The organism is Clostridium sp. CF012 (genome assembly GCF_018861755.1).
Taxonomy (GTDB): domain Bacteria; phylum Bacillota; class Clostridia; order Clostridiales; family Clostridiaceae; genus Clostridium_AD.
Window position 1 is genome coordinate 11,877 of record NZ_JAHLEF010000031.1, and the last position, 14,027, is coordinate 25,903.

General features: G+C 32.2%; 12 protein-coding genes and 8 tRNA genes. All 20 read right to left on the minus strand.

All coding sequences use genetic code 11. From position 1 onward, the window contains the following. Positions 1–7 precede the first annotated feature (7 nt). The 20 genes from KPL50_RS20365 to KPL50_RS20460 all read right to left on the minus strand — a co-directional run bounded on the left by KPL50_RS20365 (position 8) and on the right by KPL50_RS20460 (position 13,973). The gene (locus KPL50_RS20365; RefSeq protein ID WP_216300382.1) at positions 8–1,498 is read right to left on the minus strand and encodes an acyl-CoA carboxylase subunit beta; all 1,491 of its coding nucleotides are present in this window, start codon (positions 1,496–1,498) and stop codon (positions 8–10) included. Between the two features lie 161 nt (positions 1,499–1,659). Then, positions 1,660–3,330, minus strand: a complete 1,671-nt coding sequence (locus KPL50_RS20370; protein ID WP_216300383.1) for a formate--tetrahydrofolate ligase — start codon at positions 3,328–3,330, stop codon at positions 1,660–1,662. A gap of 181 nt (positions 3,331–3,511) precedes the next feature. Further along, positions 3,512–5,347: an ATP-dependent zinc metalloprotease FtsH gene (gene ftsH / locus KPL50_RS20375; protein WP_216300384.1), complete on the minus strand. Its 1,836-nt coding sequence runs from the start codon at positions 5,345–5,347 to the stop codon at positions 3,512–3,514. Positions 5,348–5,460: 113 nt separating this feature from the next. Beyond that, positions 5,461–5,997, minus strand: coding sequence for a hypoxanthine phosphoribosyltransferase (gene hpt / locus KPL50_RS20380; protein WP_216300385.1), 537 nt, complete (start codon positions 5,995–5,997; stop codon positions 5,461–5,463). 2 nt (positions 5,998–5,999) lie between these two features. Beyond that, positions 6,000–7,376, minus strand: a complete 1,377-nt coding sequence (gene tilS, locus KPL50_RS20385) for a tRNA lysidine(34) synthetase TilS (protein ID WP_253200735.1) — start codon at positions 7,374–7,376, stop codon at positions 6,000–6,002. Positions 7,377–7,648: 272 nt separating this feature from the next. Further along, positions 7,649–10,039, minus strand: a complete 2,391-nt coding sequence (gene spoIIE, locus KPL50_RS20390; protein WP_216300387.1) for a stage II sporulation protein E — start codon at positions 10,037–10,039, stop codon at positions 7,649–7,651. Between the two features lie 355 nt (positions 10,040–10,394). Then, positions 10,395–10,471, minus strand: a tRNA-Met gene (locus KPL50_RS20395). A gap of 4 nt (positions 10,472–10,475) precedes the next feature. Continuing rightward, positions 10,476–10,551, minus strand: a tRNA-Met gene (locus KPL50_RS20400). A 5-nt stretch (positions 10,552–10,556) separates the two neighbouring features. Further along, positions 10,557–10,645 (minus strand) — tRNA-Leu (locus tag KPL50_RS20405). Between the two features lie 74 nt (positions 10,646–10,719). Next, positions 10,720–10,795: transfer RNA gene (locus tag KPL50_RS20410), tRNA-Met, on the minus strand. Between the two features lie 139 nt (positions 10,796–10,934). After that, positions 10,935–11,010 (minus strand) — tRNA-Met (locus tag KPL50_RS20415). A 175-nt stretch (positions 11,011–11,185) separates the two neighbouring features. Continuing rightward, positions 11,186–11,262 (minus strand) — tRNA-Met (locus tag KPL50_RS20420). 5 nt (positions 11,263–11,267) lie between these two features. Then, positions 11,268–11,343: transfer RNA gene (locus KPL50_RS20425), tRNA-Met, on the minus strand. A 5-nt stretch (positions 11,344–11,348) separates the two neighbouring features. Continuing rightward, positions 11,349–11,437 (minus strand) — tRNA-Leu (locus KPL50_RS20430). Between the two features lie 180 nt (positions 11,438–11,617). Then, complete coding sequence (locus KPL50_RS20435) at positions 11,618–12,031, minus strand: S1 domain-containing RNA-binding protein (protein ID WP_164945020.1); 414 nt, start codon at positions 12,029–12,031, stop codon at positions 11,618–11,620. Between the two features lie 80 nt (positions 12,032–12,111). Beyond that, entirely contained in the window at positions 12,112–12,384 is a 273-nt protein-coding gene (locus KPL50_RS20440; protein WP_216300388.1) for a septum formation initiator family protein, read from the minus strand. 100 nt (positions 12,385–12,484) lie between these two features. Beyond that, positions 12,485–12,883 (minus strand): spore cortex biosynthesis protein YabQ, encoded by a 399-nt coding sequence (gene yabQ, locus KPL50_RS20445; protein ID WP_216300389.1) that lies wholly within the window; start codon positions 12,881–12,883, stop codon positions 12,485–12,487. A 7-nt stretch (positions 12,884–12,890) separates the two neighbouring features. Continuing rightward, positions 12,891–13,184 (minus strand): sporulation protein YabP, encoded by a 294-nt coding sequence (yabP, locus tag KPL50_RS20450; RefSeq protein WP_216300390.1) that lies wholly within the window; start codon positions 13,182–13,184, stop codon positions 12,891–12,893. Positions 13,185–13,327: 143 nt separating this feature from the next. Next, entirely contained in the window at positions 13,328–13,588 is a 261-nt protein-coding gene (locus KPL50_RS20455) for an RNA-binding S4 domain-containing protein (protein ID WP_216300391.1), read from the minus strand. Positions 13,589–13,697: 109 nt separating this feature from the next. Further along, positions 13,698–13,973, minus strand: coding sequence for an HU family DNA-binding protein (locus KPL50_RS20460; RefSeq protein WP_124998401.1), 276 nt, complete (start codon positions 13,971–13,973; stop codon positions 13,698–13,700). Between the last annotated feature and the right edge of the window lie 54 nt (positions 13,974–14,027).

Consider the following 14,027-nt stretch of genomic DNA (forward strand, 5'->3'; position numbering starts at 1 on the left):
ATTCCCCCTATATTAAAGTAGTTCCATGTTTTTTAGGGTACTTTATCTCTCTCTTACTATGGAGCATATCTAAACTTGCAAAAATTCTTTGTTTCGTCTCTGAAGGCATAATAATATCATCTATAATTCCTTTTTCCGCTGCACTGTATGGGCTAGTTACTTCCTCTAAATATTTAAGTATCATTTCTTGTTCCTTTAATCTAGGATGCTCTGCTTGTACAATTTCATCTTTATGTAAAATTTTTATTAATATTTCTGGCTGAGTTACTGATATTTTAGCAGTTGGCCATGCATATGACACATCAAAAGCTACTTCTTTGCTTGCAAGTGCTAAATATCCTGCCCCATAAGCTTTTCCTATAATTAGTGAAACCTTTGGTACTGTTGCTTCTATTAATGTATATATCATTTTTGAAACATGAGCGGATAATCCATTTTGTTCCTCAGCTAAACTAATTGCAAATCCATCAGTATCTACGATGCTCAATATAGGAATATTATAGCAATCACATATTTTAACAAACCTACTGATTTTTTCGGAAATTCTAATGTTTAAATTTACATCTTGATTTTCTGCATTAGTAATTATGCCAGTGGTGATACCATTTATTTTAGCTAAGCAAGTTATAATACTTGCCTCCCAGTTATTATTTAATTCTATAATACTATCTTCATCAGCCAAAGACCTCATTACTTCATATGAATTAACCATTTCATTATTAGCCATTTGGTTCAGGTTGTCATTTAAATCGTTTAAACTAGGGGTTTCCTTTCCCATTGGTGCCGCTTCCATATTGTTTGAAGGAATGTATTCAAGAATTTTTTTTACAATTACAAAAGCTGCTGCATCATTTGCTGCAACAATTTGAATGTTTCCATTTTCGCTACACTTGCTAGCACTTGAATACATTTTACTATTCACATATTTCTCTTCTTCGCAGGTAAGCTTTTTATCTGAGCTTATTCCTAGCTCGGAAGAATTATGGACCATTATAGTAAAATCACTCATCGTTGCACTTAGTGCCGCAATTCCCAGGCAAGGACCTGCAATTACTGCTATTTGTGGAACCACTCCGGAAAGCTTCGCATTTCTCTTCAATATACCTCCATAGGAAGTTAAAATATCTAATCCCTCTGATAATTTAGCCCCTACTGAGTCGAAAACTTGTATTAGAGGAGCTCCCATTTTAATTGCCATATCCATAACATTGCAAATCTTATTGCTGTTTGCAATATTTACAGCTCCTCCATCCACTGTATAATCTTGACTATATATATATACTAACTTCCCATGAACAGTTCCGTGCCCCGTTATTACTCCAGCCCCATTATTCCCTACCAAGGCACCTATTTCAATAAATGAGCCCTCTTCGAGAATAGATTTTATTCTCTCTCTTGCAGTCATTTTGTGTAAATTATGTTGCATTTCTACCTTAGAGTCTCCGCCACCTTGGTGAGATTTTTTTACAATTTCAATTAAGTTATCTACCTTCTCCATATCCATACCTCCATTTATAAATCATGAAAATTCCCGCCCATAATGATAGTATCACAAGAAATGAATTTTGTATATTTATTTCTGCAAGTTATAAATCATTTTTCTGTTTATTGAAAAAATAAGGTTGCTATAGATATATTCTATAACAACCTTATTCACATTTAAAATAAACCAGATATAGTACCATCTTCAGAAATATCCATTTTATCCGCTGCTGGTACCTTAGGAAGACCAGGCATTGTCATTATGCTTCCCGTTAAAGCTACAATAAATCCAGCACCATTGGAAATTTTAACTTCCTTAACATTTATTGTGAAATTTCTTGGTCTTCCTAGTAAACTTGGATTATCTGATAGTGAATTTTGAGTTTTAGCTACACATATAGGAATTCTATCTAATTCAAGTTTTTCTATTTCGGCAATTTGCTTATTTGCAGAAGAACTATATTCTACTCCATCTGCCCCATATATTTCTGTGGCAATAATGTTTATTTTTTCTTTTATAGTTAACTTGTGATCATATAGTACTTTAAAGTTGCTTTTTTCATTTTCAATAGTGTCTAATACCTTATTAGCTAACTCTAGGCCCCCATCTGCGCCCTTTTCCCACACTTCAGTTAGTGCTACTTTAACGTTCATTTTACCACAAAATGCACTTATATACTGGATTTCTTCCTCAGTATCAGCCATGAACTTATTTATTGCGACTACTACAGGAACACCGTATTTCTTAATGTTTTCAATTTGCTTTTCTAGATTTTCGATTCCTCTTGATAGAGCTTCTACATTAGGCTCGTTTAGTTTATCTTTTTTTACTCCACCATGATGTTTAAGTGCTCTTATTGTAGCTACAAGAACTACGCAATCCGGTTCCAAATTGCCATATCTGCATTTTATATCAAAGAATTTCTCAGCCCCTAAATCTGCTCCAAATCCCGCTTCTGTTACAACATAATCCCCGAGTTTCAAAGCCATTTTAGTAGCGAGTAAGCTATTACAACCATGAGCAATATTCGCAAAAGGTCCGCCATGTATTATAGCGGGTGTGTTATCAAGAGTCTGAACTAGATTCGGTTTTATTGCATCCTTCATAAGTAGTGCCATTGCACCATTTATTTTTAAGTCACTGCAATAAATAGGATTACTTTGCAGGTCATAGGCTACTAATATTTTGCCCATTCTCTGTTTTAGGTCCATAAGGTCTTCAGATAAACATAAAATAGCCATTATTTCTGACGCTACGGTTATCATAAATCCATCTTCCCGCACAAAACCATTAGGCTTACCACCCAGTCCAACAACAATACTACGAATGGCCCTATCATTCATATCCATAACTCTTCTAAATGTGATTCTTCTGCTATCAATTCCTAACACATTACCTTGATGAATATGATTATCTATAGCAGCTGATAGTAAATTGTTAGCTGCTGTTATTGCATGCATATCTCCTGTAAAATGTAAATTTATATCCTCCATTGGTACCACTTGAGCATATCCGCCACCAGCAGCTCCACCTTTAACGCCGAATACCGGTCCCAAGGAAGGTTCTCGAAGTGCTATCACTGCATTATTGCCTTGCTTACATAGCGCTTGTCCAAGACCTATCGTAACCGTGGATTTCCCTTCCCCTGCAGGAGTTGGATTTATGGCTGTAACTAATATTAGCTTACCATTTTTTTTATTTTCATTTCTTTTAAGTACATCTAAAGAAATCTTTGATTTATATTTTCCGTATAAATCAATATCATCCTCAGTTAATCCCATCTTTTCTGCCACCTTAATTATTGGTAGCATCTTAGCACTTTGTGCAATTTCTATATCACTTTTCATATACTTCACTCCTTAATATTTATTAAACAAAAAATTTGCCTTTAAAGGAATTATTTCTAGAATAGTACCATTTCTTTTTATTATATCAGATGTTGAAGTAAAAATGCAGTAAAGATTTCAGAAAATTGGAGCAATAAAAAAAAAAAGACATACAGTAAATTTACTGTATGTCTTTTTATCGCTAAATCTTTGATAAATCAATGTTATCTGAATCTGGTCTAGCCATTATCTCCTCAAAGTCCACGCCTTCGAGTTTTTCTTTTATAAGTAGTTCTTGAGCTACTGCATGAAGTTTATTTATATTTTCAGAAAGGATTTTTTCAGCCTTTGCATAGGCTTCATCAATAAGAGCCTTGACTTCTGAATCTATTTTATAAGCTATCTGCTCACTAAAGTTTCTACTTTTCCCTAAATCTCTTCCAAGGAATACTTCATTATGATCATTACCAAAAGATATTGGTCCAAGTTCATCGCTCATACCATATTCCATAATCATTTTTCTTGCAATAGCTGATGCTCTATCAATATCATTTTTTGCACCTGTGCTAATATCTTCAAGTATTAATTTTTCTGCAACCCTACCACCGAGAAGTCCAACCATTTCATCTTTAAGTTTTAACTTAGACGTATACGCGGTATCTTCTTCCGGTAGATGCATTGTGTATCCACCTGCCATACCTCTTGGGATAATACTTATTTGATGAATTGGATCTGAAAGTGGAGAGTATTTCATTACTACAGCATGCCCAGCCTCATGATATGCTGTTAATTTTCTATCTTTTTCACTGATAACCTTGCTCTTCTTTTCAGGACCTGCAATAACCCTAGTTACTGCTTCATCGAGTTCCTTCATCCCTATCTCTTTTTTATCACTTCTTACTGAAAGTAATGCAGCTTCGTTCATTAAATTCTCAAGGTCTGCACCAGTGAACCCCGGTGTCCTTTTTGCTAACACTTGAAGATTTACTTCTTCTGCTAAATGTTTACCTTTAGAATGTACAATTAAAATTTCTTCTCTTCCTTTAACATCAGGTGCACCTACTAATATATGTCTATCAAATCTACCTGGTCTTAAAAGAGCAGGATCCAGTATGTCTGGTCTATTGGTAGCAGCTATCATTATTATTCCTTCATTTACACCAAAACCATCCATTTCAACTAATAGCTGATTTAGAGTTTGCTCTCTTTCATCATGACCTCCGCCAAGGCCTGCGCCTCTTTGTCTACCTACTGCGTCAATTTCATCAATAAATATTATACAAGGTGCGCTTTTTTTCGCTTGTTCAAATAAATCTCTTACTCTTGAAGCTCCAACACCTACAAACATCTCTACAAATTCAGAACCCGATATACTATAGAAAGGCACTCCTGCTTCTCCTGATACGGCTCTCGCAAGTAAAGTCTTACCTGTACCTGGTGGTCCTACAAGAAGAATACCTTTAGGAATTCTTGCACCGGCTTCTAAATATCTTTTAGGTTGTTTTAAGAAATCCACAACTTCTGCCAGTTCTTCCTTCTCCTCATCTTCTCCTGCTACATCATCAAATGTAACTTTCTTCTTATCCGGCGTGGCTATTTTGGCTCTACTTTTTCCAAAGTTCATTACACCTCTATTACCACCGCCGCCACCACCTTGTGATTGCTGCATATACATAAACCAAAATGCTACTAACATTAAAATTATAAGCAATGTTGGTACTACTTGTAACCACATTGGCATGGTAGCTGGCTTTATATATGTTTCTTGGACATCTGTATTTGGGTATTTATCCATAACTTGCAATAATCTTTGTAATGGAACTGTGGTTTCGTATTTTGTTCCATCCTTTAATTCTCCCGCAACAGTTTTATCTTCTCTTACTTGAACACTTTTAATTTCTTTTTTAACCCAATATTCTTGAAATTTATCAACTCTAATTGTGCTAGCATCTTTACCTGTTTCTCTTAAGGCTAATGATGCTAAAATCACAAGTACAAATACTACTAGCCATATTGATGCACTAGAAATTTTTTTCATTAAAAACCCCCCTCTCGCGTTTTAGTTACTTTAAAATTTTATCACATTAAAAATCACATGACAATAAAATATATATTAATTATTAATTAATATAATATATGTCCTGTACATATTTACTTATAAATTTCATCTTTAAGTATTCCTATGTATGGCAAATTTCTATACTTCTCTGCAAAGTCTAATCCGTATCCTACAAGAAAATAATCTGGCACATTATAGCCCAAATATTTAACATCTATATCTACGGCTCTTCTCTCTGGTTTATTCAGTAGGCATATAATTTCTAAACTACAGGGATTTCTTGCAGATAAATACTTCATTAGATATTTAAGTGTAACCCCAGAGTCTATAATATCTTCTACTATTAGAACGTCCTTTCCTTCAATCTCAAAGTCTAAATCCTTTAAAATTTTTACAACTCCAGAGGTTTTAGTGGAATTACCATAACTGGATACTGCCATAAAATCCATTTTACAAGGAATTGTAATTTCTTTTACTAAATCTGACATAAATATAACTGATCCCTTTAAAATACCAATAAGTATAAGCTCTCTTCCAGAATAGTCCTTACTTATCTTCGCACCCATTTGCCTAACTTTATCCCTTAATTCATCTTCATTGTACAATACCTCTTTAATATCGTTGTTCATTCTTATTCCTCGCTTCCAATTCTAATCTGCAATATATTTTTAGTATTTTTTGTTACCTTGAATTTTTCACTAATTCTATATCCAACTACCCATGCTATATCATTGCCAAAACATATTAAAGGAATTTCATTTCTCTTATCTTTAGGTATTTTCAAATCCATAAATAAATCCTTTAATTTCTTGTTGCCCTTCATACCAAGTGGCATGAACTTATCTCCCTGTTTCCTATATCTGAATGTTATTGGCTCCAAAGCTTTATCATAGTCAAAACACACAATATAATCATTTCCTTTGACTTCCTCAAATTGCAAATAGGATTTAACATCAATTTCTATTACTTTATTCAAAGGTAATGATTGAATGATATTTTTCTCATTAACCTTTAGAGCATACTCCTTATTATTAACCTCAGTAACTTTTTTATGTATATGTATATGTATATTTCCATAACAGTTTTCAACTATTATATCCTGCGGTAGCATTGTGGTTTTACCGGTGTCGTGTCTTTGAAGTTCTACAATGTTTGTTATATGAATTTTCTCAAAGTTATATAAATTATGATTAACCGCAAGAAGCGCGCGTCGTATAATCCTACTTACAATTGCTTCATGTTGTAGAAAGGCACCCTTATTTATTATAACCATTTGCTCACCTATCACACAATGTTTTTTATACTCTTTTTCAGAAACATTCTCTAGATAATCATTATCCTTTTTAAGGATATCCGATAATCGGTTTATTGTATTAATTATGTCACTATTAAAATTTTCTTCAATATACGGAATTAAATCCAACCTAACTTTATTTCTAGCATAAATTGTTTCTAAATTCGATTTATCTATTCTTGGGTGAATATCATTTTTTTCACAATACTTTTCTATTTCACTCCTACTAAGATGAAGTATGGGTCTCACGTATATTCTATCTCTGACAGGCTTGATACCTACCATACCTTCAATACCCGTTCCCCTCATTATCCTCATTAAAATAGTTTCAGCTTGATCATTAGAATTATGTGCTAATGCAATTTTGCTTGCATTTAATTTAATCATAAGTTCTTCAAAAAAGTCATATCTTTCTTCTCGTCCCGCCATTTCACAAGATACATTCTTTACTTCCGATATTCTGTGTATATCCACTCTTTTGCTGTAAAAGTCTATATTCAAACTCTCACAAGTTTTTTTTGCATACTCCTCATCCTTGTCAGATTCAAGGCCTCTAAGACAATGATTTAGATGCGCACCAAAAAGTGTAATCCCCCATTCTTCCTTCAATTCATTTAAAATATAGAGCAAACATGTAGAGTCAGGGCCGCCAGAAAATGCAACTATGACCTTATCACCCTTATCAAACATAGAATTTTCTTTTATAAAATTCATAACCTTATGCCACAAAACTTTCACTTCCCAAAATTATTTTTCAAAAAAAATATATCTAAATACTATGTTTATATGTTTTCATTCTTTATTACTATATCATATTACTATATAATTTAATAATATATATTTGAGTTTTTAACAATATTGCAAAAAATAAAAAATGAAGAATATAAATAAGGCTTTTTTTCTACAACTACTTTTCTTCATTTTTTACTTTTCTTTATATAGATACTAATATTATATGAAATTCATTTTTTTTATTTTTACAGCCACTAATATAAACTATATATCTTTGAAACAAGAACTGTCATATCGTCTTTTACTCTATTGCCACTTAATTTTTTCGCTTCACTTAACAATCCATCTGCTAGTTCCTTTGGATTGCTGCAATTATTTTTGCCCAAATAATCAACTATCCAATCCACTCTACCTACATTTTCATCATTATAATCTAATACCCCATCACTAAGCATAACAATAATATCTCCATTTTTTAATTTCGTTTGTTGTATGTCTATATCCGCCTTATCTAAAACCCCAATAGGAAGAGATTTTGATTTTATAATTTGTAATCTTTCACCAGATTTTAAGAAAGTTGCAACGGCTCCTACCTTCATGAAATCAATTTCCCCAGTATATAAGTCTATGCTACTTAAATCTATAGTTGAAAATTTTTCTTCCTCAGAAAATCTCAATGTCATTATTGAGTTTACAGTATTAATAGCTGTAATTTTGCTAAACCCTGCGGATGTAAACTTTTCTATTAATTCAACGGCAGCTTCACTCTCTCTTCCCGCCTCCGGCCCCGACCCCATGCCATCACTGATTATTGACATATAACTACCATCCAAAAGCTTTCCAAAGCTATAGCTATCTCCATTAAACTTTTCACCATCTTTACACTGCCTAGCCACATTAGATACCACATGGAACTTAGGTGTTTCTTCAATAGTTACCTTGCATATATTAGTCTTTGGATTAATACTGCAGCCCTCGTCACTAATGCACATACACTTCCCAGTGACACCATTTATAATAGGTAATAATTCTTTGACACACATTTGCCTTCCGCTACAAGCATCCAGTGAGAATTTAATGCTCATCCTTCCCATCTTGTCATTTAAACACATAAGATCATTGTACTTAATCCTATTTCTATCTAAGGCTCTACAAATAAGTTTTTCCATAGAAGTATCTATTTGAATCTCAGAATTAAAATCTTCAACGATTTCTGAAACAGAATCTGCCATATTACTAATCTGATTTGCTAAAAGCTCTCTACCTTCACTAAGTCTTGTTCTCCACATTTCATTAATAATGTGCTTATTAACAATATCCTCTGTGTTTTTAAGTAGAGCAGTTCTCTTTATACATTTTCTCTCAATTTCTTCTGGTACGAGATCACTCTTCCTTTCAAAATTTTGAATCAATTCTTCAAATGCTGCATAGGTATAATGTAATTCTCGTTTCCAACACATAGACTTCATATTACAATTACTACACACCCGATCAGCAAGATTTTCAACTAAAGCACTGCTTTTCCCTTTCATTGCTAATTTTTCATTATCCACTAAATTATTTAATATATCAGACATATTAGAAAGTACGTCCGAAAAATTATTTAACCTTCCTACAAAGGTATCTTTAATTTTATTTATATATCCTTGCTCAATATATTCCCTTTTTTTATCTGGGTTAAATTCTGTAGATAATTCCGCGTATAATTTTAATGGTATTAGCAAAAATATCACCGCTGCCAACATTGCTTCGATTATTATAAACTCTGATCCTGTAATACAATATATTTTTATTATTGAAAAAGCCACCAGATAAGCTGCTACACTTAGCCACTTTCCTGTTTCCTTAAAAATACCTGTTATTAAGCCACAGATACCATACATTCCTATAAATATAATCATATTCTCAGAGGACATTCCTACAATAATACCCATAGCTACTCCAGATGCTGCGCCCGCTCCACTTCCGTTAATATAAGCTATTATTATAACAAAAGCCAGACCTAAAACATTTGTAATTGATATATTAAAAATACTAAATCCCCAAGTCCCTGCTATAATTAGTGAACTTATAATGGACATACTTATTATTTCTTCATTTGAAAAAATATGCTTTGTTTTAATTTCCTTAAAGCATAAAAGACTATAATCTAGAATAAAATATAAAGGAAAGATACATAAAACTAGGAATAATGAATTTAATGATGCCATTAGCCCGCTTACCCTAAGGATAAAAAAATTATAGATAAACAATTCAAATATAATAATGGCAAACATGCCAATTAAAGCTCTAGTCTTCACTTGAATCTTATTGAAAATATTACTCATAACGGCAATGGTAACTACTAATACCAAATATGATGGTAAACTCTTTATACTCTGGTATAAAGTGATATAGCCTAAAAAAGTACCGCTAGCTGTAATCATTGAAATTTTATTATTTTTAATAAATATTGTAGCTATCAAAAAAGCTATACCAAATGGTGCAGTATTATTAATAAGCAGGACCCTACTTATTAATAAACTTACTGTAAAATAAACAATTGCCCTAATAATTAGATTAATATTTAATGCATTTTTCTTTTGTACTCCCTCTTTTAGCTTTCTAAGTCTTTGGTATGGAAATATATCAATACCGTATTGCATTTTACAAATCACCCACCTTTGTTAATTGGATTTCATTATAACAAAGGCTTTTGGAAATAATTGTCATAAGGTGAGATGCTTGTATATTTTTTATGAGACATTAATTTGTATATTTTTTACAATTGCATTTTACAATATCCTATAATATAAAAAAACCTACCATATTTATATAGCAGGTTTTAAAATATTAAATGAAGCTTGTCACTTCATGCAATTATATATTTGAGGAAATTATACTTATATGTTTTTAACTGCCGATATATTAATCATATGTCCTTATCTAACATGTATTAAAATTTCCTTTTTTAGTTTTTCCATGGAATAAAAAATAACTCAAAAGTTTCCTTTTGAGTTATGGTAGCGGAAATAGGACTTGAACCTACGACCCTTCGGGTATGAACCGAATGCTCTAGCCAGCTGAGCTATTCCGCCATGTTGGTTGCGGGAGCAGGACTTGAACCTGCGACCTTCGGGTTATGAGCCCGACGAGCTACCAACTGCTCCATCCCGCGATATTTGGTGCTGAAGACCGGAATCGAACCGGTACGGTGTTTAACCACCGCAGGATTTTAAGTCCTGTGCGTCTGCCAGTTCCGCCACTCCAGCTTACTTAATTCTGGCATAATTATACTTACTATGAAATTTTATTTAACCGACGTATTCAGCGATTTAAATTTCATTGGTTGCGGGGACAGGACTTGAACCTGTGACCTTCGGGTTATGAGCCCGACGAGCTACCAACTGCTCCACCCCGCGATATTAGTGCTTAAGATCAAAAAGGAATTAGTGTGATGTTTAAATATCTGAGAATTTAAGTCTTTGCATTCCTAATTTTTACTTTGCAACTTACTATGAAATTGTATTTAACCGATATATTCAGTAATTTAAAATTTATTGGTTGCGGGGACAGGACTTGAACCTGTGACCTTCGGGTTATGAGCCCGACGAGCTACCAACTGCTCCACCCCGCGATATTAAAACTGAAACTTTAAATCTAACAAATATGGTATTTAAGTCTTGCAGGATAATAAGTCCTGTATTTTGTTAGTTTTAATTTAATATAAATTTTTATAAAATCAATTTAAATTTTACACTGACATACTCAATATGTCAATAGATTTTAATAAACCAAAATTAAATTTATAATGGTAGCGGAAATAGGACTTGAACCTACGACCCTTCGGGTATGAACCGAATGCTCTAGCCAGCTGAGCTATTCCGCCATGTTTGGTTGCGGGAGCAGGACTTGAACCTGCGACCTTCGGGTTATGAGCCCGACGAGCTACCAACTGCTCCATCCCGCGATATTTGGTGCTGAAGACCGGAATCGAACCGGTACGGTGTTTAACCACCGCAGGATTTTAAGTCCTGTGCGTCTGCCAGTTCCGCCACTCCAGCTTATTGATTAGCAGTTACTTGTTAGCCTCTACCTGTTAGCTAGCTTACTAGCATAAAAAGTGTTACTTTGCAGCAACATTTTTTATTATATATGATGTCCAAACTATTGTCAATAACTTTTTTTTTTTTAAATAGGAACTAAGTAATTAGTTCCTAAAATTCCATTAATAATTTGCTTTACTAATAACTTGAAGTTTTTTTACTGTACCCTCTACCTTTTCCTTCTTGATGTTTTTTAACATCTTGAAATCTTTCTTCGCTATCTTTTAAAAATTTAGTCATTATATCTTCAAACCCACTTGCATTTGCTTTGCTTTTTTCCTTTTCCCAGTCTATCTCCATTGGTTTAATAGATTTTTTAGGTACTCCAGCTTGTTTTATGGATAAACTTATCTTACCATTATCATCCACAGAAATTACTTTAACTTTTACAATATCATTTTCTTTAAGATGATCATTAACATTTTTAACAAATGTATCTGAAACCTCAGATATATGCACTAGTCCTGTTTTACCCTCTACTTCTACGAACGCACCAAAATTGGTGATATTTACTACTTTACCTTCTACAATACTTCCAGCCATTAAGGTCATATTAAAAAGTTCCTCCTCAAAAATAATGTTTTTTATTTTATATATTAATTTAAAAATAAGCATAACAATAATTATAGCATTTAGTTTTTATTATCTATTACAGGAGTTTCACCTTCTTTAACAAGACCTAAAATTTCTCTTGCCAATTTCTCAATATATTTGTCAGTTTTAGATAACTCTACTTCATCCTGCAATATTTCTTTTTCGTCCTTTTTCTTTTGTAATTCAACATTATACTTTTGTAGCTCTTTCTTTTGTCTTACCATCGTTGCCTGTTGGTGAATTAAAATATAACATACATATACCACAGCAAAAACTAAAACCACATTCTTAACACGAAATTTTTTTTTCATATCCCATACCCTTTTCCTTTCAATGGAATGAGTATTTTTCAAGTTACATAAATCTATTTTAATTTGTATTTCACATTTCTTCAAGCTATTTCTTCATAATTTATTTATTTTTTTTTATTCTAAGCTTATAAAGTAATAAATTTGCTGGATATAAAACGTGATTCCATACAACTCTAAATGATTTCCCATTGAATTTTAACAATTTGTATTGCACTCTTATAAAAACTCTACTTAAGAGTTTTAAATATAAGTATGCTCCTATTATTAAACAAACATACACATAGAAGTTTATGTAACCCTCATTAGTATACATCAAAAATATAAAAACAACTATAGAAGTTAATGTCCAAAATAGCAAATCCTGTATTATTGTTAAAATCTTGTTAGGGTTTTCAAATCCTCTTATTAATCTATATACATCAAAAAGCATTCCTGTTATTACTCCTGACAATAATCCGAAAATTATAAGTTTAACTTGGTTTATTAATGAAATTATCATAACTACTCTACCTAAACAATCTTGATATTATGCTATCTTTTTTAACTTTACTAATGCCACTAGTATATACGAAGGCATCCACTTTACCTGATATTACTACATCTCCATTTTGCACATCCAACTTATTCATCTTTAATTGTTGTCCTTTTACTATCATCATTCCAGCATCTGTATTCAATAATATTTGATTTTCATTAAAATTTATAACCTCAATAACTCCGTTAATAGTTAGTTTTTTTCTGTTTTCAAGCAATAAGTTGCTTCTCTTATCTTCTATTTTTATTTCTTTTTTTACTTCCATAATATCCTCCTTATTAATTTTAATAATAAAATTGGGAATTGTGAAACTAATACTAATATCAATCCGCAACTTGCACATACCTTTATATTCCTATAAAATATATATGCTTATTAAACTTAATTAAGAATTATATTTAGCAAGATTTATTCTTTGTCTTCTCTTCCTGAAACTAGTTCATACATTTCCTTTGCAGTATCTTTTGTTACATGCTCTGCAATATTTATAATTTTAGCTTTTAAAACTTGATTTGCAAATTGAATTTCTATTGTATCGCCTTCCGCTACCACAGTACCTGCTTTTGCAACTTTATTATTTATAGATACTCTACCAGTTTCACAAGCTTCCTTTGCTATGGTTCTTCTCTTAATAATTCTAGAAACCTTTAAATATTTATCGAGTCTCATATATTTTTCTCCTTTTTTTAATATTATTAGCATTATAAGCATTTATAAAATAAAATTGTTAAAATAAAAAACCTAGATATACATCCAGGTTTTTTACATTATAGCAAAATTATTTATTTACTATGTCTTTAAATTCTTTACCGGCTTTAAATACTGGAACTGTTGATGCTGAAATTTGAATTTCTTCTTTTGTTCTTGGGTTTCTACCCATTCTAGCAGCTCTTGCTCTTGTTTCGAAAGTTCCGAATCCAACCAATTGAACCTTTTCACCTTTTTCTAATGTTTCTTCAATACTTTCTATAATTCCTTTTAGTGCTGCTTCTGCATCTTTTTTTGTTAACTTAGATTTTTCTGCAATACTTGTTATTAATTCTGATTTATTCACTTTTGTTACCTCCTTATTATTGAGTACACTATTAAATAGCATATTCTTCACCAA